Source organism: Solidesulfovibrio carbinoliphilus subsp. oakridgensis, assembly GCF_000177215.2.
GTDB lineage: Bacteria > Desulfobacterota > Desulfovibrionia > Desulfovibrionales > Desulfovibrionaceae > Solidesulfovibrio > Solidesulfovibrio carbinoliphilus.
Genome location: NZ_CM001368.1, coordinates 1,032,807 through 1,056,929, shown reverse-complemented (window position 1 = coordinate 1,056,929; position 24,123 = coordinate 1,032,807). Strand labels below are relative to the sequence as shown.

Sequence of the window (24,123 nt, the reverse complement as noted above, 5' to 3'; positions counted from 1 at the left end):
GACACTCCTTGGGCTGGAAATTTCCGGAAGACGGCTGGCGGGCCAGCGCCGCTGCCGCCGGTTTGGTTGCCATGATTTCTAGCCCCCGGGGTCCGGCCTGTAAAGCCGTCTTGCCCGGGCGTGGTCGCCCGAGTCCTTTGCCAAAATACGTTTTTTCTTTCCCGAAAGCCGAAGTTTCTGGTAGGGCACAGGGTGGAGTTTTTCCCTGACGGCCCGGCGTTCCCGGCGGGCCGCGCAAGCCAAGGAGACAAGGACCATGCAGCAGGACCAACCGGAACCGCGTGCTTCCCTGTGGATGGCCACGGCCGACATGCCCTTCCGTGACGCCCTGGCCGAGGATCTTCGCGTGGACGCATGCATCGTCGGCGCGGGCGTCGCCGGGCTGATGACGGCTTACGAGCTGGTCCGGCAGGGCAGGTCCGTGGCCGTGCTCGATGATGCGCCACGGCGGCAGAGCCTGACTTGGCGCACCTCGGCCCACCTGAGCTGCGCCCTGGACGACCGCTTCGAATACATCGAACGGGTGCGGGGCGAAAAGGAGGCCAGACTTGCGGCCGCCAGCCACGGCTCGGCCATCGACAGGCTGGAGGCCGTGGCCCTGGAAGAGGCCATTGCCTGCGAATTCACCCGGGTGGACGGCTATCTTTTCAAGCCGCCCGCAGATGCGTCCGATATCCTGGACAAGGAACTGGCCGCTGCCCACCGGGCCGGCCTCGTGGACGTGGCGCTTTTGCCCCGGGCCCCGCTGCCGTCCTTTGACACCGGGCCGTGCCTGATCTTTCCCCGGCAGGCCCAGTTCCACCCGCTCAAGTTTCTGGCCGGCCTGGGCGAGGCCGTGGAGCGCCGTGGCGGACGCCTCTTTTTTGGCACGCGGGTCCGGGACGTGGCTGGCGGCAGCCCGGTCAGGGTCACGACCACAAGCGGCCGCACGGTCACGGCCGGGGCCGTTGTCGTCGCTACCAACACGCCGGTCACCAACCGGGTCCTGCCCCACACCAAGCAGGCCGCCTACAGCACCTACGTCATCGGCGCGCCCGTGTCCAAGGGGGCCGTGCCGCCGGGCCTCTATTGGGACACCCTCGATCCCTACCACTATGTCCGACTCGGGACCGGCGTGGACGGAGCGGCGGGGGAGACGGACATCCTCGTCGTCGGCGGCGAAGACCACAAGACCGGACAGGTGCCGCCCGGACCCGAACCGTACCAGCTGCTCGAGGTCTGGGCCCGCAAACGGTTCCCCATGATGGGCCAGGTGGCCTTTCGCTGGACCGGCCAGGTTCTGGAAACCTTCGACGGCCTGGGCTACATCGGCAAAAATCCGACCGAGGCCAACGTCTACATCGCCACGGGGGACTCGGGCCACGGCCTGACCCACGGGGCCATTGCCGGCATGCTGCTCTCCGACCTGATCCTTGGCCGGAGCAATGCCTGGACCGAACTCTATTCCCCGGCCCGGCAGGTGTTCCACGGCGGGGCCGGGATCGCCCGGTGGCTTGGCGAGAATCTGAACGTGACCCGGCAGACCCTGGACTGGATCAGTCCGGGCGAGGTCGCAACCGAAGACCGGATCGCACCCGGCACCGGGGCCGTTGTCCGGAAGGGGTGGGGCAAGGAGGCTGTGTGGCGGGATGCGGCCGGAGGCCTGCACCGGCAGGTGGCCAACTGCACGCATATGAAGTGCATCGTGCATTGGAATCCGTGGGAAAAGAGCTGGGACTGCCCCTGCCACGGCTCGCGCTTCGACGAGGCGGGCCGCGTTCTTCACGGTCCGGCCAACCGGAACCTGGAAGCCACGTCGGCAGAAGGGGGGGACGAAGCCTGAAAGAACAAGGGCCTGCGTTTCGGAAAGCCGTTTCCGAGCCCGGAAACCGTGGAAGCGATGCCGCCAACCGCCGGTACGAACGGACGCAGGTCCTCGATCAGGCGGGCTGTCCGTACACGGCGGCCTTGGCCGTTAAGGTGGTAAAACGTGTCGTTGAGGCAGTCGAGGGGAAAGCGGGAATCTTCGAACGCGCCCAGAAAGGGCACCCCCTTCTCCTCGTAATAGGCTTTGATGGCCGCGCCCAATAACGTCATCTTTTCGGGATCGAGAGCATCCGAGCGATAGCTGTTGGGATAGGTGAAGAGGACGTCAATATTTCTTTGGCGGCAATGGACTATGAAGGAGGTAACCACCTGATCGAACCTTCTCTTCCTGAGGTCACTCACTCCTTGAAAGTCGTAGAGCAGCGGCGGGTACAAGTCTTTTATGAGAGAGAGATTTTTTTTCAACGCCTCGCGGTATGTCTCGGGAGGATCGGAATAGATCACATCGCCATGGGTGGTGAGGATATGATCCAAATCGATCGATTGGGCTGTCTCGGCCCCATCCTTTCCTGAAAAGGCGAACTGCGCGAGCTGGGGGAAGGGAAGGAGCCAAATGTAGCGGGACAAGTCGGGGACGGACAGGGTTCGGAAAAAATCCGATCCGAGCATGTAGGATGTCAGGGCCGTGGGCGGGGTGATGCTTGGCTGATCGGCCAGATAGACGTCGAATTCCGGAGCCACGAGCACCATGTCCCCGGGATGCAGGCGTTTGGCCGTTTCATAAAGGATTAAGTCATATCCGGCTCCGGCACCCACGGCAAAATTGACGCATGGGATGCCGAGCGATTGTTCGATGGCTTCGGCGTGAAATCCTTCCAGACTGGAAGATCCTCCGGATATAAGGAGTTTTCGGCTTGGGATACGCTCGGCGATGTCGATTTTCCGACGCAAGAGCAGGGTATAAAGCGATGCATCGGCATCGGTGAAGACGATTTTTCCGAAAGGAAGAAAATAGGCCAGCAAAAGCAACACGACCGCTACAGCAAAGAGGCCACCGGTCGCGCACACAATCCAACGGCGTCGCATATTGGAACCATTTTCGGCTCCCGGCTCTCGGATGTCAAGTCGATCCAGACCCCGCAGGCACGCCTGCAAAGGCAATGGCCGGACAAATGTCCTGCCAACGCCTCTCCGGGGGCCTCCGAAAGTGCCCGCTGTCCCTGGGGGTAAAGAGCGCGTGGAGAGAAAAAAGCGGGGAAAAGGGTGCTATGCGATAGCATCGTGATCTGTTGCGATAAGATGTCCCGGGGAGGCGGCAAATGATTGGCGGAGAGGGTGGGATTCGAACCCACGTGCAGGCTATTAACCCGCAACCCGATTTCGAGTCGGGCCCGTTACGACCACTTCGGTACCTCTCCGCACAAAGAAAGAACCGGAACGAATTTGGAATCCTAAGCGAACAAAGCTGGCTTGGCAAGTATTATTTTGCCGGGGCCCCGTCCGGCCGGGCGCGGCGGTTGCGGAAAAACTGCCGCAGGAGCGCGGCGCTGGCGTCGGCGCACACTCCGGAAAGAACGTCGAAGCGGTGGTTGAAAAAGGGCAGGTCCGGGCCGGGGAGCCGCGAATCCACCGCGCCCGTACGCGGGTCGGGCGCGCCGTAGACGAGCAGCCCCACCCGGGCGTGGATCATGGCCCCGAGGCACATGAGGCAGGGCTCGAGCGTCACGACCAGGATCGAGCCCGGCAGCCGGTAATTGCCGACCCGGGCCGCGGCCTGGCGCAGGGCCAGGATTTCGGCGTGGGCCGTGGGGTCGGCCCGGGAGATCGGGCCGTTGCCGGTTTGGGCCAGCACCTCGCCCGCGCCGGAGAGCAGGACCGCGCCGACCGGCGTCTCGCCCAGGGCGGCCGCTTCCCGGGCCTCGGCCAGGGCGAGTCCCATCACCGCCTCGAAACTTTCCCAGCCCGGCGGCGGGTCGGGCAGCATATCCCCGCCGGCGACAAAGCGCCGGGCCGGCTGCAAGGCCATAGCCATTCCTTCCTGAATATTTTTTCCCTGCGAATCCGCGTGTCGCGTGAAAGGGGAGCTGACTTCCCTCGCCCAGGACCGCCGGGGGGCTGGAAAATCCCCCCGGCGGTCCTGGGCAGAGCCCTGGTAGGGTCCGGGGCAACGCCTCGGTTAGGCGTGGCCCCGCAGGTGGGCCACGGCGTTTTCGAAAAGTACCGTGCCGAGCTGCGGGCGTTCGCCCCGGGTGTAGCCGGGGTGGTTGGTCGGGTGGTTGAAGGCCTCGGGGTGGGGCATGAGGCCGAGGATGCGGCCGGACGGGTCGGTCAGGCCGGCGATGGCCAGGGGCGAGCCGTTGGGATTTTGCGGATATTCCATGGTGGTCTCGCCTGTGGCCGGATCGGCGTAGGAGAGGGCGATGGCCCCGGTTTTGACCAGTTCGTCCAGGATTTCCGGGCTCTTGGGCACGAGCTTGCCCTCGCCGTGGCGCACGGGCAGGTCCAGGCGCGTGAGGCCCCGGGTGAAGATGCAGGGGCTTTCCGGATTGGCGGCCAGGGTTACCCATCGGTCCTCGAACCGGGCCGAGTCGTTGTTGGCGAGACTGACCTGCCGGGCGAAATAGTCGCCGCCAAGGGCCGGCAGCAGGCCGAGCTTGACCAGGAGCTGAAAACCGTTGCAGATGCCAAGGACAAGCCCCCCGGCCTCGAAAAAAGTTTTGAGCTGGCCAAGAAGGGCGTCGCCGGCGGCGTTTTTGGCGTGCTTCCAGCGCACGGCCGCGGCCTGGGCCGCACCGAGATCGTCCCCGTCAAGGAACCCTCCGGGAAAGATCAGGAAATTGTAATCCGGAATGCGCGTGCGACCGGCGGCGATATCCGAAAAAAAGACGATGTCCGTGACGTCGGACCCGGCCGCGCGGGCGGCGTAGGCCGATTCCACTTCGCAATTGGTGCCGTAACCGGTGATCACGAGGGTGCGCACCTTGGCCATAAGGGAAATCCTCCCGGGGGTTCCTTGAAAATTTGCGCCCGAAGGCATACTTTACGCGGCTGAACATAAGGGGCCGCCCCGGCCGCGTCAACCGAACCGCGCCACAGGCCCGGTCCGGCCCGGTCCCGAGGGACCCGGGCCGCCGGGTCCGCCGGCGTGGCCTAACCTCTTTTCCAAGGACGGCATCATCATGAAGACCAAGTTTATTTTCGTGACGGGAGGGGTGCTGTCCTCCCTGGGCAAGGGGCTGGCCGCCGCTTCCATCGGCGCACTGCTCCAGGCCCGGGGGCTCAAGGTCACCATCCAGAAGCTCGACCCCTACATCAACGTCGATCCCGGCACCATGAACCCCTTCCAGCATGGCGAGGTCTACGTCACCGACGACGGGGCCGAGACCGACCTCGACCTCGGCCACTACGAGCGCTACCTCGGCGTGCCCATGAGCCAGAACAACAACTTCACCTCGGGCCGGGTCTATTTCAGCGTCATCCAGAAGGAACGCCGGGGCGACTACCTCGGCGGCACGGTCCAGGTGATCCCGCACATCACCGACGAGATCAAGCGGTCGATCCTCGGCGTCGCCGGCGACGAGGACGTGGCCATCATCGAGATCGGCGGCACGGTGGGCGACATCGAGGGCCAGCCGTTCCTGGAGGCCATCCGCCAGCTGCGCATGGAACTTGGCAAGGAAAACGCCCTGTACATCCACTTGACCCTCGTGCCCTACCTGCGCGTGGCCGGCGAGGTCAAAACCAAGCCCACCCAGCACAGCGTCAAGGAACTGCGGTCCATCGGCATCCAACCCGACATCATCATCTGCCGCAGCGAAGTGGAGCTTGGGCGCGACATCAAGGAAAAGATCGCCCTTTTCTGCGACGTGGACGCGGACGCGGTCTTTACCGCCGTGGACGTCAAAAACATCTACGAACTGCCGCTTCGCCTCTACGGCGAGGGCGTGGACCAGAAGATCGCCATCCTGCTGCGCCTGCCGGCCAAAAACGCCGACCTGCAAGCCTGGCGCGACCTGCTGCACCGGTCGGAAAATCCCGGAGGCCAGGTTTCCATCGCCATTGTCGGCAAGTATGTGGACCTCAAGGAAGCCTACAAGAGCCTGCACGAGGCCCTTGTCCACGGCGGCATCGCGGCCGGGGTCTCCATCCGGTTCGTGTACGTCAATTCCGAGGAAGTGACCCGCCAGAACGCGGCGTCCACCTTCGCCGGCATCGACGGCATCCTGGTGCCGGGCGGCTTCGGCTCGCGCGGGGTCGAGGGCAAGATTACGGCCATCGAATACGCCCGGGAAAAGGGCGTGCCCTTTTTCGGCATCTGCCTTGGCATGCAGTGCGCGGTCATCGAATACGCCCGGAACGTCCTGGGGCTTTCCGGCGCCAATTCCGAGGAATTCGACCTGACCACGCCGCACCCGGTCATCTACCTCATGCGCGAATGGTTCGACTGCCGCACCCAGAAGACCGAGTACCGGGACCCGTCGAGCGACAAGGGAGGGACCATGCGCCTGGGAGCCTACCCCTGCCGGGTCAAGCCGGAAACCCAGGCCGCCGCGGCCTACGCCGCCGAGGAGATTTCCGAGCGCCACCGCCACCGCTACGAATTCAACAAGACCTACGCTCCCTCGTTTGAAGAGGGCGGGATGGTCTTAAGCGGCCTGTCGCCGGACGGCGAGCTGGTCGAGATCGTGGAACTGCCGGACCATCCGTGGTTCCTCGGCTGCCAGTTCCACCCGGAGTTCAAGAGCAGCCCCATGCGTCCGCATCCGCTCTTTCGGGAATTCGTGAAGGCGGCCAAGCGGTACAAGGGCTAGCACGACGTTCGCTGAAAAGCAGGGGCATAGTTTTTAGAAAAAAATAAATATTCTAATTTGTTGTTCTCAAAATTCGTATGCGCGGATTTCGAGAACGCGGCATGAGCGGACGGCGTCGCCTCGGGTCGTCCCGCCGGGGCCGGGCGGCGCGAGGAGGCGGGTGGTATGGCGCAGGATGCGAAGCTGGCCGCGACGCGGGCCAGGGACGTGGCCTTGCTCGTCCTTGACGTGGACGGCGTCCTGACCGACGGCGGCCTCTATGTCGACGCCCACGGCGGCATCGCCAAACGGTTTCACGCCCACGACGGCCTCGGCATCAAGGCCGCCCAGATGGCGGGCTTGCAAGTGGCGGTCATAAGCGGCCTCGACAGTCCGGCCGTGGCCGCCCGCATCAAGGAACTGGGCATTGGCGAGTACCATCCCGGCCACCACCACAAGGTTCCGATCCTGACCGGCATCCTCGGGCGGCTGGGGCTTTCCCCCGGCCAGGCCGCCTACCTCGGCGACGACTGGGTGGACGCCGGCCCCATGGGTCTGGTCGGCCTGCCCATGGCCGTGGCCGACGCCCAGCCGGAAATCATGGACCTGGCCCTGTGGGTGGCCAGCCGTCCCGGCGGGCACGGGGCGGTGCGCGAGGCCATCCGGTTCCTGCTTCAGGCCAGCGGCCGTCTCGAAGCGGCCTACGCCTGGTTCCTCCCGGAAGGGTAAGCCGTGCCGATTGCCACGATCCTTCGATTGTGGCATGCTTTTTGTTGAGCGGGCGGGGCGTCGGCCTTGCCCCCGCTTTTCGCACCAACATCCAAAGGACCTCGCACGGCGGTAGACATGGCCCTGGAACTGCGACAGCAGCTCAAACTCTCCCAGCAGCTGGTGATGACTCCCCAACTGCAGCAAGCCATCAAACTCCTGCAGCTCTCCCGGCTCGAGCTGCTGGAGAGCGTGCAGCAGGAGCTTTTGGAAAACCCCCTTCTGGAGGAATCGATCGAGGAGGACCGCCAACCGGAGCGGACCATGGCCGAGGACAACCTGGGGCCGACCGGGAATTCCAGCGACGCGGCCATGGAAAAGGAACTCCTCAAAAACGCCGAATGGGACGACTATCTCGGCGATTTCGCCAGCACCGGCCGCCAGTCCCAATCCCGGGAGTCGGAGATGCCCGAGGAGGGCATGGCCTTTGACGCCAGGCTCGCCTCCAAACCCTCCCTCGAAGGGCACCTCGGCTGGCAGATGCGCCTGTCGAATTTCACGGCCAAGGAACTGGAGATCGGGGAGAGTATCGTCGGCAGCCTCAATTCCTCGGGCTACCTGCGGGCTTCCCTCGAAGAACTGGCCCAGATGGCCGGAGCCTCGGTGCCCGAAGTGGAGACCGTGCTCCACCGGCTCCAGCGGTTCGACCCCGTGGGCGTGGCCGCCCGGACCCCGAGCGAATGCCTGCTCACCCAGATCGAGGTCTACGGCTACGAGGACACCATCCTCATCGAGCTTGTGCGCGACCACCTCGAAGACCTGGAGAAGAAACGCTACAAGCCGCTGGCCAAAAAATTTCATATCACCATGGAAAAACTCAAGGAATACCTTGAGCTGATCCAGACCCTCAATCCCATGCCCGGAGCCAGCTACGGCTCGGGCGATCCCATTTTCGTGAGCCCGGACGCCTTTGTGTACAAATACGGCGGCGAATTCGTGATTATTTTAAACGAAGAGGGCATGCCGCGGCTCAACGTCAACACGACCTACATGGCGGAGATCAATCCGAAAAACGACAAGGACAAGGATTATCTCCAGGACAAGATGCGCTCGGCCATGTGGCTGATGAAAAGCCTCTACCAGCGGCAGCGGACCCTGTACAAGGTCCTTGAGAGCATCGTGAAGTTCCAGCGGGAATTCTTCGAGGAGGGGGTCACGCGGTTGCGGCCGTTGATCCTCAAGGATGTGGCCGACGACATCAGCATGCACGAATCGACCGTCAGCCGCATCACGTCCAACAAGTACGTGGCCACGCCCCATGGCATTTTCGAGCTCAAGTTCTTTTTCAACAGCTCCCTTGACCTCGACGACGGCGGCACGGTCGGCTCGGAATCGGTCAAGGCCATGATCAAGCGGATTATTTCCGGGGAGAATGCCAAAAAGCCTATCAGCGACGAGGCCATTGCTGATATGCTCAAAGACGAGTTGCAGATCAACATCGCCCGGCGCACCGTGGCCAAATACCGCACGGCCATGGGCATTGAATCCTCGTCCAAGCGCAAGGAAATTTTCTGATGCTTCGGGCCGGGCTTCCCCGGCCCAATACCACGCCATCTGGAGGATCTCATGAACATCACTTTTAATTTCAAGAACTTCGAACCTTCCGACCATTTGCGCGACTACGCTCGCAAGCGTCTGGAAAAGCTTGCCAAATATGCTTCCGCCAATGACGCCTCCGAACTGCAGGTCAATCTGGCCGTGGAAAAGACCCGCCAGATGGCCGACGTGATCTTCGTGGCCGACAATATGCATATCTCGGCCCATGAGGTGTCCGAGGACATGTATTCCACCATCGACATGATCCTCGACAAGGTGGAAGCGCAGGCCAAGAAGTTCCGTGAGAAGCAAAAGGACCGCCGCCGCCAGTCGACCGAGACCGTGCGCATGGACGTCATCACCATCAACGCCGACAACGCCGGGGCCCGCACGCCGACCATCGTCGAGACCAACGAATACGAGCCCAAGCCCATGGCCGTGGAAGAGGCGGCCATGCAGCTTGGGACCATCAAGCACGAATTCCTGGTGTTCATCAATTCGGAAACCGAACGGCCCAACGTCATCTACCGTCTGCGCAACGGCGACTTCGGCCTGATCGATCCTGGAACGGGTGTGTAGATGCGTCTCGAGGACTATCTCCAGCCCGAATTCGTGATCGGGGAGCTCGCGGCCGAGTCCAAGTCCGAAGTGCTGGCCGAGCTGGTCGCCAAAATTGCGGCCGGCCTGCCGGGTTTTGACGCCAAACGGGCCCATCAGGTGCTCCTTGACCGGGAAAGCCTCGGCACGACCGGCATCGGCGACACCGTGGCCATCCCCCACGGCAAGATGGAGAGCCTCGAAAAGATCGTCATCGCGGTCGGCAGGAGCCTCAAGGGCGTCAACTTCGATGCGCTGGATTTCAAACCCTGCCGCATCTTTTTTCTCGTCCTTGCGCCGGAGCACGTGGCGGGCCTGCACCTGCGCATCCTGGCCCACATCTCACGGCTCCTCTCCGACGAATCGTTTCGGCACGCCTTTTTGAGCGCCGAAAACGACGCGGCCCTGTGGCAGGTTCTGACCGCCGCCGCCTGAAACGCGTAGCACCGTCTCCTTGCGCGCTTGCCGTCACACAAGCGCGCAAGGAATCGGTTAGAGCTTGAGGGCGGGGGGCAAAGACACCATGGAAGAAACGCCGACGGAACTGAAAATCGTCATTTTGACGGGGCTGTCCGGCTCGGGCAAGAGCACCGGCCTGCGGGTGTTCGAAGACCTGGGCTTTTTTTGCGTGGACGGCCTGCCGGTCGGGCTCGTGCCAAAGCTCATCAATCTTTTCGACGAAAAGGGCGGCCAGCGCTACAAGGGCCTGGCGCTTGGCATGGATGTGCGGCAAGCCGACCTCGATACGGACTGGGGCGTGACCCTGGCCCAGATCAAGGTGAAAAACGTGGCCCCGCAGATCATCTTTTTCGAGGCCGACACCCAGGAAATCATCCGCCGCTATGCCACCACGCGCCGGCCCCATCCCCTGGAAAGCGCCAACCGGGGCCTCGAGCAGGCCGTGCTCGAGGAACGGGAACGCATGACGCCCTTGCGTGAAGCGGCCGACATGGTGCTCGACACCACCCATTTCTCCATCCACGACCTGCGCCGCAAGTTGCAGGAAAAGTGGGCTTCGATCCGTACCACGCGCGGCACCCTCAAAGTCCACGTCATGAGTTTCGGCTTCAAGTACGGACCTCCCTCCGAGGCGGACATGGTCTTTGACCTGCGTTTTTTGCCCAATCCTTATTTCGTCCGGGAGCTGCGCGAGCAGACCGGCAAGGACGCCCCGGTGCGCGACTATGTCCTGGCTGCGGATCCTGGCCGGGAGTTTCTTTCCCGCCTTCAGGAATTCCTGCTCTACCTGCTGCCGCTCTATGCCCAGGAAGGGCGCTACCGCCTGACCGTCGCCTTTGGCTGCACCGGCGGACGGCACCGGTCCGTGGCCGTGGCCGAGGCCGTCTTTGACACCCTGTCCAAGGCTGGCTATAATATTTCCCTGGAACACCGGCATATCGAACGCGGCTAGGGCGTCGTTGCCGGCAGCCGGGGAAGCCGCGGCTGCGGCCTTGGGGTCCCAGGCGGAGCCGGACGAAGGACCCGGGCGGAGCCTTACAGGCGCCCGGCAACGGCGGGACGGGACGGCCGGGGCGCACCGCGCGCCCTTGGTTTTTTCCGGCTGCCCGGGGCAGGCCGGATCGGCCGGCAGCGGTGCGGCGCGTTCTGCGTGCCTGGCCCCTGTTCCGGTGCCGAGCCACTGCCGGCAACAGTGTCGTTGCGGCAAAGAACCCCTGATGTGACGCTCGCCATGGGCCTGCGCCTACGGATACACAATGACGAATGTCCAATCCCGGTCGGATGCGCCGGTCGGCGTGGTGGTGGTCACCCACACCGATTACGGGGCATGGCTTCTCAAGGCGGCGGAATTCATCCTGGGACCCCAGGAGCGCTGCCGGTGCGTCAGCGTGGACATGACCCATCCGGTGGATGAGACCCTGGTGACGCTCAAGGCCGCCATCAAGGACACCGAGCAGGGCGGGGGCGTGCTTATCCTGACCGACATGTTCGGCGGCACCCCGACGAACTTGAGCCTGTCGCTCCTCGGCACCGGACGGCTCGAAGTCCTCACCGGCGTCAACCTGCCCATGCTGATCAAGATCCTCGGTTCCCGGACCAAGGCTCTCGAAACCCTGGCCGTCGAAGCCAAGCAGGCCGGATGCCAGGGGATCGTGGTCGCGGGCGAGGTACTGCGCAAAAAGGTGGCCGAGGGATAGCCCATGGCGTTTGTTCGCGTGGACAATCGGCTCGTGCACGGCCAGATCATCGAGTCCTGGCTGCCTTTCACCCACGCCCGGACGATCCTTGTGGTCAACGACGAGCTGGCGGCCGACTACCTGCGCCAGGAGATCATGTCGCTGGCCATCCCGGCCGGGGTGCGCATCGAGTTTTTGCCGGTCGGCGCGCTCATGGGATTCTTGTCGCGAAATCCGCTGGAATCCGAGGACGCCCTGATCCTTTTTTCCGGTTGCCGCGACGCCAGGGCCGCCTACGAATTGGGACTCGGCTTTGCCGCCCTCAATCTCGGCAACCTCCACTACGCGCCCGGCAAGAAGCAGGTCTGCCCCCATGTCGCCTTGTCCAAGGAGGACGAATCCTGCCTGGATTTTCTCCGGGACAAGGGCGTGCGTCTCGATTACCGTTGCGTGCCGAGCGATCCGCAGCAGCTGCGCGCGGTCTAGTGTGGCGTCCGCTAAAAAATATGCGCATATTTTTTAGAAAAAAATAATTATTTAAATATTTTATTCTCGAAATTCGTATCCACGAATTTCGAGGACGCGACACTCGGCGACCGCTCGCCGGCGACGCCGTTTTTTCGGAACGCCCGGCCACGGCGGGGACGGCGGGCGCAATCGGCAACAACGAATAGCCCGGACGGGATGGAAACGATGACCCATCAGGCCGATATCTTGCTGCATGTTTTTGGCGTCGCTTTTTTTTTGTCCTTTTCTCGTCGTTCCGTTTCTTCCTGAACGCGGCGCTCCTTGAACGGCCCATCGTCATCGGCTTTTTCTGGGCCGCGGTCCACGGCGACCTCGATGCGGCGCTCAAACTGAGCCTTTTCTACGAACTCTTCTGGCTCGACGGCATCCCGGCCGGCACCCACATTCCGCCAAACGCCGCGGCCGCCACCCTGGCCGGCCTCTCGCTCATGTACGTCTTCCAGCTGACCTCGCCGGCCGAGGCCCTGTTCGTGGCCGCAACCACCGGCATTCTCGGCCGCCTGTTCGCGGCCCTGGAAGGGGCCCAGCGCGTGATGGAGAACATCGTCCTGTCCCGGTACACCGCGGCCCGGGAGCGCTCTCGGGCTCCGTTTTCCCCGGCCCGGCTCATCCGCCGGGCCTTTCTCGACATGGCGGTCCTAAACGGCGTGACCTTCTGCGTGGTCCTGGCCGCGCTCGTGGCCCTTTACCATGTGCTTTTGCCCATGGTCTGGCCGTACCTCAGCTCCTCGGGCGCGACCTGGAGCCAGCTGTGGATCCTTGGCAGCCTGGGCGGGGTTTTGTCCCTGCGCTATCGGCCGGCCTACGTGGCCCTGGCCTGCGGCATGGCCCTGACCGTGGTCTGGTGCCTGGTATAGGCGCCTGTTGCCGGCCGCCTCCCGGGGTTTTGTCCCAAAAAAGCAATCCTTGCCACGGGAATTTGACTTGGCAAGGAACGGCTTTTGGGATATTCTTCACAAGTTTCAAATTCGCTACCAACCCGTCAGGGTTTTGGGAAAACCACCAGGAGGAAACTACTATGGCTTTGTATGTCGTTGGTCACAAAAATCCGGACACCGATTCCGTCGCCGCCGCCATCGCCGTGGCTGATCTGATGAACAAGGCCAAGGGCCTGGATGCCAAGCCGGCCACCCAGGGCGCGATTCCGCCCGAAAGCGCCTTCGTGCTCGAGAAGTTCGGCGTGGCCGCTCCGGAGATCGTCACCGACGCCACCGACAAGCAGATCATCCTGGTTGACCACTCCGATCTGGCCCAGAGCCTGGACAACCTGGCCAAGGGCGAAGTCATCGGCATCTACGACCACCACAAGCTCGGCGACGTGACCACCCCCAATCCCCTGGACATCCTGGTCAAGCCGGTCGGCTGCTCCTGCACCGTGGTCAAGATGATGTACGACTGCGCCAAGGTCGAGATCTCCAAGCCCATGGCCGGCATCATGCTGTGCGCCATCCTGTCCGACACCGTCATGTTCAAGTCCCCGACCTGCACCGCTGACGACAAGGCCGCTGTCGAGGCCCTGGCCAAGATCGCCGGCGTGGCCGACGTCATGGGCCTTGGCGTCGAGATGTTCAAGGTCAAGTCGGCCGTTGGCGGCACCCCCGCCCGCGACCTGGTCTTCCGCGACTACAAGGACTTCGACATGGGCGGCAAGAAGATCGGCATCGGCCAGCTGGAAGTGGTCGACCTGTCCATCCTCGAGCCGATCAAGGCCGACCTGCTCGCCGAGTGCAAGAAGGTCAAGGCCGAAGGCCGTCATAGCGTCTTCCTGCTCTTGACCGACATCATGAAGGAAGGCTCCGAGATGCTGATCGTCTCCGACGATCCGAGCTACGTGGAAAAGGCCTTTGGCGTGAAAGTCACCGGCGACTCCGTGTGGCTCGACGGCGTGCTGTCCCGCAAAAAGCAGGTCGTGCCCCCGTTCGAGAAGGCTTTCGCCTAACCCTTTCCTTCTTCTCGTTTGGCAAGGGGGCGGTCTTCGGACCGCTCCCTTTTTTTATTCCGGACGCCGTCGCAACCGGGAGCGGGTGGCCGCCCACCTGGGACAGCCGGCCGGCGGACGGAACGGAAAGGGGAGGCGAAAAGGAGGCTTGGCGGAATATTCGATTCCACCTTGCGGCAGGCGCCAAAGTGGGGCAGGAAAGAGAAGAGGGACGTTCAGGCGCGGATCGCCGTCCGGGGCAGAGCTTTCATGAACGCGAAGGAAGCGTGGTGTTGCGGCGTCACCTTCGCCCGGGCAGGGAGGAAGCTTTCATGCGCTCCACACGCGAGGCGGTTGACTACATCAAAGGCTTCTGCATTTTCATCATTGCCTGGGGCCATTTGCTCTACAATAACTTCCCTGGAAAATTCACTTACTTTGGCAATCAATTCGTCGCTTTCTTCTTTGTGGCAAGCGGCTATGGAATCTTCCTGTCCTTGGCAAGGCAATGCGAGGGGCCTGGCAAACTGAATCTCCCGGCGTTTTACAAAAGACGCTTCCAACGCCTCTTTCCTCTCTATTGGCTTTGGTTTGTCGTTGCCTTGTCTCTTTCCCAACCGCTCGGCTGGCAGGATCTTTTTTTGCTGCGCATGTATGATCCGCCGGTGTGGTTTCTCAATGCCATTGTCCATTGTTATCTGCTGGCACCGCTGCTTTTTTTCATGATCCGCCGTTTGAAGTGGGGCTCCCTGCCGGTTTTGTGTCTGCTCTTGTACCTGGTCAATGCCGCCTTCCGAACCCTTGGTCTGCCGGATATGCTCGTTTACGGATTTCGAAAAATATACCTCTTTCACATCTTTCTTTTTGCCGTCGGCATGTTGCTGCCCTCATTATTGTCCATAGCGTATGATATAAAACGTCCAAAAACGCTGGTCGTTTTGTGCTTCGGCCTGTTCCTGCTGGCTTCGCTCCAGACATCCCCCGATCGTTTGGAGGCCCTGGATCTCTCCTATGTCAAGTTGCCATACTTTCACATCAATAAATATAACATCATCCTCACCCTGTCCGTCGCGGCCATATGTTTTATCATGATTCAGGCACGGCCGGCCATGCCTCTGCAAAGAACAATGGTTCTTTTTGGCAAGTATTCCTTGCCACTTTATTTATTCCATACGTTTTATGTGAATATTGTGGTATTTTTTCTGGGAAAGGAGCAGGTACAACTCGTGTACTTTGCTGTCTTCGTTTTTTTCTTTCCTGTTTTGCTTGGCTTGTGCGCCGTGTTGCAGCATGGGGCCAACCGGCTCTGTTCCCTGCTCGACAATTCGGGCATCCAGACCGCGGTCCGCAAGGTCCTGCCGGGCTGACACACGGTTGTTTCGATTCTGGGGAGGGAATTTCCCTGGGGCCTGCCTGTCGACGCCCGTCACCCGGAGCTCGCCTTGTCCCGGGGAGGGCTTTCCAGCGGCAACGAAGATTTGTGAATAAATCATTGACATCCAAGGGTGGTCGGGGTAGTCTTCCGTTTCTTCGGGCAATTAGCTCAGTTGGATAGAGCGTTGGCCTCCGGAGCCAAAGGCCGTAGGTTCGAATCCTACATTGCCCACCATAAAGAAATCAACGGGTTACGGTGCAAAACCGTAGCCCGTTTTTCTTTTGTGGCTACCGCATGGCTAACGCCGTTGCCGGGAACTCCTCGCGCAGTGTTCCCGCTTCAGACCGGCCGGAAGCACAAAACAGCAGAATATATCTGGATTTTTTTAAAAGCAGGCGGACATCAGAAAAACGGTGTGGTCCCGGACGGTCTTTGCAAGGCCTGCTCTGGCGGGGTCGCCGGCAAGCGTTGGGAACCACGCTCGCGGGCATGGGACGGGCCGAGGTCCGGCCCCGGCAAGGTGGACGCGCCGCAGGGCGGGCCGGGCCGGCGGTCAGCCCGCCTGGGCCGTGCCTACGGCCTCTTCTCCGGTCCGCGACACCGGCCCAAGGGCGGTGCAGACCTGGTTGCGGCCGAGGGTTTTGGCCTGGTAGAGGGCCTTGTCCGCCTTGTCCAGAAGATCCTTGCGCTTGGACAGGGCGCCCGGGAGCAGGGTGGCCGCGCCGATGGACACGGTGATGGAAAAAGGGTGGCCGTCGTGGACGAACCGGGCGTCGGCGATGAGGCCGCGCAGGCGTTCGGCCAGGACGCGGGACTGTTCCTCGGCCGTTTGGGGCAGGATGATGACGAACTCCTCGCCACCGTAGCGGGCGGTGAAATCCGTGCTGCGAAGCGTCTCCGTCATCAACCGCCCGACCTCGCGCAACACGTGGTCGCCGACCAGATGGCCGTAGGTGTCGTTGATGCCCTTGAAATGGTCGATGTCGAGCATGAGCAGGCTCATGGGGTGGTGGTAGCGCTGGTGCCGCCGCAGTTCCTCCACCAGCCGTTCGTCAAAAGCCCGACGGTTGTGGATGCGGGTCAGGCCGTCATGGTCGGCCCGGACCTTCACCTGGCTGAACAGGGCCGCGTTTTTGAGGGCCAGGGCCAGATGGTTGATGGACGCGTACAAGGCCTGGACCTGATCCTTGCCAAGGGCCGGACCCTTGGCCCGGTACAGGGACAAGAGGCCAAAGGTCTGGCCGCCGGCCCGAAGGGGCAGGGAGATCACTTCCTCGACGGTCCGGGGAACGTCCACGGGCTCGCGGCCGGGACAGCCATCGAGAAAGGTCGTGCGATAGCTCTGCATGGGCTTGCCGGCCAGCTTGGCGGCCTGGCGCAGGAGCTGCTCGGTCCAGTGCCGCTCCGTGTCGTGGTCCATTTCCGGCTCGAGGAACAGTTCCGCTTCGAGGGCCCCGGAATCGCCGGGCTGCCACAGGATGCCAAGCAGCCCGCGCATGGGCAGGAGCAGCTCCAGGTCTTCCCGGGCATTGTCGAGGATGACGGTCGGGTCAAGGGACTCCGTGGCCCGGGTCAGGATGCGGTTCAAAAAAAGCACCAGGTCGGTCTTTCGGGCCAAAAGCTCCCGTTCGAGCATGATCTCGCGGGTCATGCGGAAGATGTCGTCGTAGAGGCTCTTGACTTCCTTGGCCCGGAAGATGACGTCCCGGATCTTCTTGTCGGAAAGCGGCTCGGACACGGCCGAAAGAAACCCCTGTTCGAGCAGCTCGTCGAAATCGGCCATGGGCTGGGCTGCGGACAGGACCAGCACCCGCTGGGGCACTTCCCACTGCTCGAGGCGCTTCCTGGAGGAAGAGGGCAGGGCCTCCCAGGCTTCCTTGACCACGAAGATCACGAGCGGCGTGGCCCGGCCCAGGTCCCGTTCGCCGGGATGCTTGCCGTGCGGCCAATTGCGAAGGACATAGCCGTTGCCCAGGGCGGCAGAAATTTCCGCCGCGGTCTCTTCCCGAAGGCCGATGCCCCATACCTGTTCCGGTCGCATGCCGCGCGTCATAACGGGCCTCCTTTGATCCTGGGACCGCGTCCGGAGCGGTTCCTGTCCCATCCCTTGCAATATCGAAGCCAGCTGCAAAGGCACGCCCCTGTTTGACAAGATGGCCCAGGTATGGCTCCGTCCCTCCATGCATCCGCCACGCCTTTTCGCCACTCTCGACCCTTTCGTCGAATCCGGGGCCGTCATGGGCCGCAAAGTGGCCAATGCCGGCTTCCTGGACGCGCTGTTGGCGGCCGATCCCTTTGACGCCTACCATTTCTTCATGCCGTCGCCCCGGGAGCGCGACATTCAGGCAGGGCTGCTCGCCGCCCGCCATCCCGACCTGGCCGGGCAGGGCAAATTCAAAGTTCTGACGCGCCTGGATCTGCCCCGGGCCCTGGCTGCCGACGACTACGCCGTCTTTCACCTCTCGGACTGCATCACGTCCCAGCCGCGCCTGGCCGCCGCCCGAAACGCCCTGGCCAAAACCATCTTTCCCATCACCGCCACCACCCACTCCCTGAGCTACGCCGCCTACGGCCGGGAATTTCTGGCCCATCTCTGGCCCGGCACCACCGGCCGGGACGCCATCGTGGCCACATCCGAGGCCGGCCGGGCGGTGGTGGCCGGGTTTTTCCAGTCCCTGCGCCGGGGCTACGGCCTGGACGAAGCGGCCTATCCGGCCCCGCGGCTGGCGACCATCCCCCTCGGCGTGGACCCGGCCGTATGGGAGTCGCTTGCCGGCGAGGCCCGGGCGGCCGCCCGGACGCGGCTTGGCCTCGACCCGGAGGCGGTGGTCCTGCTCGTCTTCGGCCGGCTGTCCCACAGTTCCAAGATGGACTTGCTGCCGCTTTTTCGGGCCGTGCAGCGCCTGATCGCCGACGGATGCGATCCGGCCGGCCTGTGCCTGGTGGCGGCGGGCTGGACCGAGGACGAGGATGGCCCCTTCACCGACATCCTGGCCGGCCTGGCCGGCAACATCGGCCTGCCGTTTCGGCTGGTGCCCCGGCCGTCCGAGGCGGCCAAGCGCGAGCTATTCGGGATTTCCGACATCTTTGTCTCCCTGGCCGACAACCCCCAGGAGACCTTTGGCCTGACCATCCTTGAGGCCATGGCGGCCGGCCTGCCGGTGGTGGCCTCGGACTACGACGGCTACCGCGACACGGTCGTGCCCGGGGTGACGGGCTATCTCGCGCCGACCCTGGGTTTGGCCGACACCGGGCCCCGGGATGTGCTGGCCCCCCTTTGCTACGACAACCACACCCATCTGCTCCTGGCCCAGGGCCTGGCCGTGGACGTGGCCGCCGTGGCCGCGGCTTTGAAGCAACTCGTGGCCGATCCCGGACTGCGCCGGGCCATGGGCCGGGCCGGACGGGAGCGGGCAGGCGCCGTTTTCACTTGGCAGGCGGTGGTGGCCCGCCACCTCGCCCTGTGGGAGGCGCTCGCCGCCGCGCCGATCCCGGACCGGGCCTCCCTTCGCCGGCTGCGCCATCCGGCCGCCCTGGCCTATGGGGAGCTTTTCGGCGGCTACCCGACCGCTGTCCTCTCCGACGCGGTGCGCCTGACCTGGACCCGGACCGGCCGGGCCGTCTACCGGGGCCGGGATTTTCCGGTGGTCTACGAGGGGCTTGGGCCGGAGGTCTCGCTTGCGGCCCTTCGCACGCTGCTTTTTCTGGCCCGCTCGGGCTGTCCGGGCCTGACTCTGGCCGCCCGGCTGGCCGCGGCCGAACCCGGGCTCGACGCGTTTGCCGCCCGCTTTCACGTTGTCTGGGCCCTCAAACAGGATTTGCTCGAAAAGGAGGCCGTATGAGCCGGAAGTGGGGCGGCGTCGCAGATGGCGGGCACGGAGCCGTGCGGGAGGCGGGAGGAGCCGTCGACGACGGCGAGGCCTTTGCCCGGCCCAAGCGGAGCCTTGGCCAGAATTTTTTGCAGGACCCCAACACCGCGGCCCGGATCGTGGCCAACCTCGGCATTACCCCAGCGGATACAGTCATCGAGATCGGCCCCGGTCGGGGGGCCCTGTCCGGCCACATCCTCGACGCCGGGCCACGGGCCTACCTGGTCGTCGAAAAGGACCGCGACCTGGCCGCGCGCCTGGCCGCAAGCCACCCCGGGGCAAACGTGGCCCTGGCCGACGCCCTGCGCCTGGACTGGTCCCGGATCGACCGCCTTGCCGATGTGAAGCTCATCGGCAACCTTCCCTACAACATCGCCTCGCCACTTTTGTGGGACATCAGCGCCGGGGCGTGTCTCTTTCGCCGGGGGGTTTTCATGGTGCAGCACGAGGTGGCCCTGCGGTTGGCGGCCGCGCCCGGCGGCCGGGCCTATGGGGCCCTCACCGCCTGGGTGGCCGGGTTTTCCCGGGTGCAGTACTGCTTCAAGGTGCCGCCCACGGTCTTTCGGCCGCAACCCAAGGTGGATTCGGCCGTGGTGGCCCTGACTCCCCTGCCAGCCGGGGAGCGCCCGGCCGACCCGAAGGCCCTCTCCAAGCTCCTGAAACTCCTTTTCTCCTTGCGCCGCAAGCAATTGGGCCACATCCTCAAGCGGGTCTGGGACGACGATGTGGCGGCGTATTTCGCGGGGCAGGGGCTTGACAGCCGGGATAGGCCCGAGAATCTGTCTCCCCAACAGCTCTCCGGGCTGGCCACATTGCTGAAAACACGCCTGGCCTCTTGACTTTGGGGCTGAAATCGATTTTCTTTTGCCCACTCACGCCATGCGCGAGTGCGTTTTTCGACTGCTCGAAAACGGGATGAGGCTCGCTATCCTCGTCAGGGGGAGGCGGGGGAGCCTTTTCCGTTTGCTCTGGTTGCCGTTGGATTTGCGCAAAGGGAGAGGTTCGGGAGCAGTGTGCCGCCGCCTGGCGGTCGGCGTTTCAACCGAGGAGGAGAGGACTGATGACCAAAGCTGATCTGGTAGGAAAAATTGCCGAAAAGACAGGCCTGACCAAGGCCAATGCCGAGCGGGCCCTCAATGCCTTCATCGAGGCGATCGAGGCCACGCTGGTTGGCGAAGGGAAACTGACCCTGACGGGGTTTGGCACCTTCATGGTGGATGAGCGCAAGGCCCGTACCGGTCGCAACCCCCGCACGGGCACGGAAATCAACATTCCGGCCTCCAAGGTGGTGAAGTTCCGGCCCGGAAAATTGCTCAAGGACGCCATTCAATAATCACTCCCGGGAGAGCTTTCATGTTACACGGCGAAACCGTCCACAGCCCGTTGCCCCAGGACCTGCCCTGGTGGCAGCCCGATCACTTCGTTTTTTTCAGCGTCCTGTACCTGGTGCTTTTCATTATCGCCTCAGGCATGGGCTACTGTGTGGTCAAGGCCTTCCTGGACACGAGAAAGGCCGAGGCCCACGGCCACCACTAGGGAAGCCGGACGATCGAAGTTTTTCATCCGCCCGGTTTCGGCCGGGCGGATTTGTTTGTTCCGAAGTCTCCCTTGACAAGAGGGGGACGCGCGCATAAGAGTCTCTCTTTGCCGCAGGGAATTTCCCAAGGGGGGGGTGATTACTATGCCCGGAGTGTACCTTGACGAGTCCGACAACTTCGACGTGGCCCTTCGCCGCTTCAAGAAGCAGGTCGAGAAATCCGGGATTCTCTCGGAGCTGAAAAAGCGCCAGCACTTTGAGAAGCCCAGCGTCATGCGCAAGAAGAAAAAGGCCGCCGCCCGCAAGCGCCTGCTTAAGAAAATGCGCAAAATCAACATGATGTAATGAATCTAACGACCCGTATCGAATCCGACTACCTGGCTGCCATGCGCGCCAGGGACGAGCTTGTCGTCAGCGTCCTGCGGATGCTCAAGGCTGCCGCCAAGATGCGGCAGGTGGAGCTTCGCCGTCCGCTTACCGACGACGAGTTGCTGGATGTCCTGGCCAAGCAGGGCAAGCAGCGCCGGGAGTCCATCGAACTGTTCGCCAAGGCGAACCGGGCCGATCTTGTCGAGAAAGAGGAGCGGGAACTGGGTGTGCTCATGGCCTACCTGCCCGCTCCCCTTACCGATGCCGAACTCGGCGATGCCGTGGCCGCGACCGTTGCCGAACTGGACGCCCGCGGCATGAAGGACATGGGCCGGGTGGTGCAGGCGGTCCTTGCCGCCCACAAGGGGCGGGTCGACGGCAAACGGGCCAGCGACGCCGTCAAGGCGCACCTCGCTTCCTCCTAGAACCTGCATTTTCTTCCCTTATTTCATATGGAATCCAGAACCCTCTCGTTGCTGGAGTTTCCTAAGGTCTTGGAACGGCTGGCCGCCTTGGCCGTTTCCGAACCCGCGGCCGCTGCCTGCCGGGCCATTACCCCCTTTGCCGACGAGGCCGCCCTGGCTCCGGCCCAGCGCAAGCTGGCCGAGGCCGTGGAGCTGCGCCGCGACGCGGCTTTTGAATTTACGCCCTTTCCGGACATCGAGCCCCTTTTCGACGTCCTCGAGAGCGAACGCCGGGGCCTCGATCTCGACGCTCTGGTGGCCCTTGGCCATGTCCTGTCCCGGGTGGCCGCCCTGCGCCAGGCCCTTGGCCAGGGTGCGCCGGGACAGTCCCTTTTGCGCGACACGGTGGCGGCCGCGCCCTGGCCGAAAAAGACCCAGGCCGCGCTGGCCCGTTGCCTGTCCGCCGACGGGCGGCTGCGCGACGAAAGCTCGCCCGAGCTTTTTTCCGTGCGCCAGGAAATCCGCTCGATCCACCAGACCATCACCAACCGGGTCAAGGAGTTTGTGGGCGAAAAGGACATGGGGCCCTTTTTGCAGGACGACTACGTCACCATCTCCTCGGACCGCTACGTGCTGCCGCTCAAGGCCAATTTCAAGGGCCGCATCCCAGGCATCATCCACGACTATTCCCAGACCGGGGAAACCGTGTACGTGGAGCCGTTTTTTTTGGTCGAGGTCAACAACCGCCTCCAGGAGCTCAAAAACGAGGAACGCGAGGCCGAAGCCCGGGTCATGGCCTTTCTGACGGGCCTGGCCAAGGACGAGCGCCGGGAAGTGGCCGCCGCCTACCGGCTCCTGGTCGAATGCGACGTCCTGTGGGCCAAGGCCGCCCTGGCCGAGCGCCTGGGCGGGACCATCCCGGAAGTGGCCGCCCAAAACGCCGTCCACCTGCTGGCCGCCCGTCACCCGCTCCTGGTGCTCGCGGCCGGCGACGACGGGCCGAAAACGGTCACGCCCCAGGATCTGGTCCTGGCCGAGGACCAGCGGGCCTTGATCGTCACCGGGGCCAACGCCGGCGGCAAGACCGTGTGTCTCAAAACCCTGGGCCTCTTGTCGGTCATGGCCCTGTCCGGCCTGCCCGTCCCGGCCGGTGAGGGCAGCCGGCTGCCGTTTTTCCACAAGGTGTTTGTCTTCCTCGGGGACGAGCAGAGCCTCGAGGACCACCTCTCCACGTTTACGGCCCAGATCCGCCACCTGTCGCGCGTCTGGCCGGATATCGACGCCCGTACCCTGGTCTTGCTCGACGAATTCGGCGCCGGCACCGACCCGTCCCAGGGCGCGGCCCTGGCCCAGGCCGTGGTCGACGGCCTGCTCGACCGGGGGGCCTATCTGGCCGCGGCTACCCACTTCCCGGCCTTGAAGGCCTATGGCCTGTCCCGGCCCGGCGTCCGGGCGGCCTGCATGCTCTTCGACCCGGCCACCAAGAAGCCGGTCTACCGCCTGGCCTACGACCAGGTGGGCGCGTCCATCGCCCTGGACGTGGCCCGGGAGCACGGCCTGCCCGAGGACATCCTGGAGCGGGCCAGCCGCTACCTGCTCCTGGACGGCGGCGACGCCGGCCTGGTCTTTGACCGCCTAAACGATCTGGCCCTGCGCCGGGAGCGCGAGCTGGACGAACTGGCCGCCACCCGCAAGGCCGAAGCGCAGCGGGTGCAAAAACTCAAGGACGGCCTGCGAAAGGCCCAGGATTCGCTGGTCGAGGAGATCAGAAACCTCTCCCGCGACATTGCCAGACGCCACGAGGCCGGCCGCCTGGAACGCAAGGAAGCCCAGAAGGCCCTTGCCGAGGCCAGAAAAAGACTTATTGAAGAAAGCGCCGCCATCACGGGCGAAACGCCCGGGACGACGGCGCCGGAAGCCGGCGTCGACCTGGCCTCCCTGGCTCCGGGCCAGACCGTCCGGATTCTCAGTTGGGACAAGACCGCCGTTGTCCGCGAAAAAGACCTCAAGCGGCAGGCGGCCAAGGTCGATATCGGCGGCGTGAGCCTCTGGGTCCCGGCCTCGGACATGGCCCCGGCCCAGGGACAGCCCGCCAAGGGCAGCGTGGCCGTGACCCCGGCCGCGCGTGGCGGGGCCGCAAGCGGCCTCGGACTGGTCCTCGATATTCGCGGCATGCGGGCCGATGTGGCCGAAAGCGAACTGGCCGCCTTCATTGACACGGCGCTCCTGCGCGGCCACGGCGAACTGGAGATCATCCACGGCAAGGGGACCGGGGCTCTCAGGCGCGAAGTCCACCGGCTCCTCAAGGACCATCCCCAGGTCGCCTCCTTCGCCCTGGCCCCGGAAGACCGCGGCGGCGACGGCATGACTATGGTCACGCTGAAGTAGAGAGTTGCCTCCGGCGGCCAGGAGAGGCGCCGCCTCTCCTGGACCTCTCCGCCGGGGGGATCATCCCCCCCGGACCCCCCGAACGTCGGGGGAGGCGGGCCGG

23 protein-coding genes and 2 tRNA genes are annotated in these 24,123 nt (G+C 63.8%); 20 read left to right on the top strand and 5 right to left on the bottom strand.

Annotated features, from left to right (window positions below):
* Window positions 1-256: 256 nt before the first annotated feature.
* Window positions 257-1,822: an FAD-dependent oxidoreductase gene (locus DFW101_RS04720; RefSeq protein WP_009180375.1), complete on the top strand. Its 1,566-nt coding sequence runs from the start codon at window positions 257-259 to the stop codon at window positions 1,820-1,822.
* Here DFW101_RS04720 and DFW101_RS04715 read toward each other — a convergent pair.
* The 4 genes from DFW101_RS04715 to DFW101_RS04700 all read right to left on the bottom strand — a co-directional run bounded on the left by DFW101_RS04715 (window position 1,762) and on the right by DFW101_RS04700 (window position 4,795).
* Window positions 1,762-2,892 carry a hypothetical protein gene (locus tag DFW101_RS04715; protein WP_009180374.1) on the bottom strand — a complete coding sequence of 377 codons (1,131 nt, stop codon included), beginning with the start codon at window positions 2,890-2,892 and terminating at the stop codon, window positions 1,762-1,764. The genes DFW101_RS04720 and DFW101_RS04715 overlap by 61 nt on opposite strands.
* Before the next feature lie 238 nt (window positions 2,893-3,130).
* Window positions 3,131-3,224 (bottom strand) — tRNA-Ser (locus tag DFW101_RS04710).
* 62 nt (window positions 3,225-3,286) lie between these two features.
* The gene (gene tadA, locus DFW101_RS04705) at window positions 3,287-3,832 is read right to left on the bottom strand and encodes a tRNA adenosine(34) deaminase TadA (protein WP_009180373.1); all 546 of its coding nucleotides are present in this window, start codon (window positions 3,830-3,832) and stop codon (window positions 3,287-3,289) included.
* Between the two features lie 150 nt (window positions 3,833-3,982).
* Entirely contained in the window at window positions 3,983-4,795 is an 813-nt protein-coding gene (locus DFW101_RS04700) for a phosphoribosylformylglycinamidine synthase subunit PurQ (RefSeq protein ID WP_009180372.1), read from the bottom strand.
* Window positions 4,796-4,985: 190 nt separating this feature from the next.
* Here DFW101_RS04700 and DFW101_RS04695 point away from each other — a divergent pair, with 190 nt between their 5' ends.
* The 12 genes from DFW101_RS04695 to DFW101_RS04640 all read left to right on the top strand — a co-directional run bounded on the left by DFW101_RS04695 (window position 4,986) and on the right by DFW101_RS04640 (window position 15,687).
* Window positions 4,986-6,617, top strand: coding sequence for a CTP synthase (locus DFW101_RS04695; RefSeq protein ID WP_009180371.1), 1,632 nt, complete (start codon window positions 4,986-4,988; stop codon window positions 6,615-6,617).
* A gap of 165 nt (window positions 6,618-6,782) precedes the next feature.
* Entirely contained in the window at window positions 6,783-7,325 is a 543-nt protein-coding gene (locus DFW101_RS04690; RefSeq protein WP_009180370.1) for a KdsC family phosphatase, read from the top strand.
* A gap of 117 nt (window positions 7,326-7,442) precedes the next feature.
* Window positions 7,443-8,879 carry an RNA polymerase factor sigma-54 gene (gene rpoN / locus DFW101_RS04685; RefSeq protein WP_009180369.1) on the top strand — a complete coding sequence of 479 codons (1,437 nt, stop codon included), beginning with the start codon at window positions 7,443-7,445 and terminating at the stop codon, window positions 8,877-8,879.
* A gap of 51 nt (window positions 8,880-8,930) precedes the next feature.
* Window positions 8,931-9,479: a ribosome hibernation-promoting factor, HPF/YfiA family gene (hpf, locus tag DFW101_RS04680; RefSeq protein ID WP_009180368.1), complete on the top strand. Its 549-nt coding sequence runs from the start codon at window positions 8,931-8,933 to the stop codon at window positions 9,477-9,479.
* The gene (locus DFW101_RS04675; protein ID WP_009108577.1) at window positions 9,480-9,932 is read left to right on the top strand and encodes a PTS sugar transporter subunit IIA; all 453 of its coding nucleotides are present in this window, start codon (window positions 9,480-9,482) and stop codon (window positions 9,930-9,932) included.
* An 88-nt stretch (window positions 9,933-10,020) separates the two neighbouring features.
* Window positions 10,021-10,908 carry an RNase adapter RapZ gene (gene rapZ / locus DFW101_RS04670; protein WP_009180367.1) on the top strand — a complete coding sequence of 296 codons (888 nt, stop codon included), beginning with the start codon at window positions 10,021-10,023 and terminating at the stop codon, window positions 10,906-10,908.
* Between the two features lie 304 nt (window positions 10,909-11,212).
* Window positions 11,213-11,653 (top strand): PTS sugar transporter subunit IIA, encoded by a 441-nt coding sequence (locus DFW101_RS04665; RefSeq protein ID WP_009180366.1) that lies wholly within the window; start codon window positions 11,213-11,215, stop codon window positions 11,651-11,653.
* A gap of 3 nt (window positions 11,654-11,656) precedes the next feature.
* Complete coding sequence (locus DFW101_RS04660; RefSeq protein ID WP_009180365.1) at window positions 11,657-12,118, top strand: PTS sugar transporter subunit IIB; 462 nt, start codon at window positions 11,657-11,659, stop codon at window positions 12,116-12,118.
* A gap of 287 nt (window positions 12,119-12,405) precedes the next feature.
* Window positions 12,406-13,017, top strand: coding sequence for a PTS sugar transporter subunit IIC (locus DFW101_RS04655; RefSeq protein WP_083838476.1), 612 nt, complete (start codon window positions 12,406-12,408; stop codon window positions 13,015-13,017).
* A 161-nt stretch (window positions 13,018-13,178) separates the two neighbouring features.
* Entirely contained in the window at window positions 13,179-14,099 is a 921-nt protein-coding gene (locus DFW101_RS04650) for a manganese-dependent inorganic pyrophosphatase (RefSeq protein WP_009180364.1), read from the top strand.
* On the top strand, window positions 14,033-15,445 hold the full coding sequence (locus DFW101_RS04645) for an acyltransferase family protein (protein ID WP_232286149.1): 1,413 nt from the start codon (window positions 14,033-14,035) through the stop codon (window positions 15,443-15,445). The genes DFW101_RS04650 and DFW101_RS04645 overlap by 67 nt, the downstream gene beginning before the upstream one ends.
* A gap of 165 nt (window positions 15,446-15,610) precedes the next feature.
* Window positions 15,611-15,687, top strand: a tRNA-Arg gene (locus DFW101_RS04640).
* Between the two features lie 319 nt (window positions 15,688-16,006).
* Here the strand turns inward: DFW101_RS04640 and DFW101_RS04635 are convergent.
* Window positions 16,007-17,506: a sensor domain-containing diguanylate cyclase gene (locus tag DFW101_RS04635; protein ID WP_009180362.1), complete on the bottom strand. Its 1,500-nt coding sequence runs from the start codon at window positions 17,504-17,506 to the stop codon at window positions 16,007-16,009.
* Between the two features lie 127 nt (window positions 17,507-17,633).
* On the opposite strand from DFW101_RS04635, the gene DFW101_RS04630 reads away from it, so the two are divergent.
* The 7 genes from DFW101_RS04630 to DFW101_RS04600 all read left to right on the top strand — a co-directional run bounded on the left by DFW101_RS04630 (window position 17,634) and on the right by DFW101_RS04600 (window position 24,020).
* Window positions 17,634-19,295 carry a glycosyltransferase family 4 protein gene (locus tag DFW101_RS04630; protein ID WP_009180361.1) on the top strand — a complete coding sequence of 554 codons (1,662 nt, stop codon included), beginning with the start codon at window positions 17,634-17,636 and terminating at the stop codon, window positions 19,293-19,295.
* On the top strand, window positions 19,292-20,161 hold the full coding sequence (gene rsmA / locus DFW101_RS04625; RefSeq protein ID WP_009180360.1) for a 16S rRNA (adenine(1518)-N(6)/adenine(1519)-N(6))-dimethyltransferase RsmA: 870 nt from the start codon (window positions 19,292-19,294) through the stop codon (window positions 20,159-20,161). Before DFW101_RS04630 ends, rsmA begins: the two co-directional genes overlap by 4 nt.
* Before the next feature lie 143 nt (window positions 20,162-20,304).
* Complete coding sequence (locus DFW101_RS04620) at window positions 20,305-20,655, top strand: HU family DNA-binding protein (protein WP_268743552.1); 351 nt, start codon at window positions 20,305-20,307, stop codon at window positions 20,653-20,655.
* Window positions 20,656-20,675: 20 nt separating this feature from the next.
* Entirely contained in the window at window positions 20,676-20,858 is a 183-nt protein-coding gene (locus tag DFW101_RS04615) for a hypothetical protein (protein ID WP_009108566.1), read from the top strand.
* A gap of 145 nt (window positions 20,859-21,003) precedes the next feature.
* Window positions 21,004-21,204 carry a 30S ribosomal protein S21 gene (gene rpsU / locus DFW101_RS04610; protein WP_005990045.1) on the top strand — a complete coding sequence of 67 codons (201 nt, stop codon included), beginning with the start codon at window positions 21,004-21,006 and terminating at the stop codon, window positions 21,202-21,204.
* The gene (locus DFW101_RS04605) at window positions 21,204-21,653 is read left to right on the top strand and encodes a GatB/YqeY domain-containing protein (RefSeq protein WP_009180359.1); all 450 of its coding nucleotides are present in this window, start codon (window positions 21,204-21,206) and stop codon (window positions 21,651-21,653) included. Before rpsU ends, DFW101_RS04605 begins: the two co-directional genes overlap by 1 nt.
* Before the next feature lie 27 nt (window positions 21,654-21,680).
* Window positions 21,681-24,020 (top strand): endonuclease MutS2, encoded by a 2,340-nt coding sequence (locus tag DFW101_RS04600; RefSeq protein ID WP_009180358.1) that lies wholly within the window; start codon window positions 21,681-21,683, stop codon window positions 24,018-24,020.
* The last annotated feature ends 103 nt before the right edge of the window (window positions 24,021-24,123 follow it).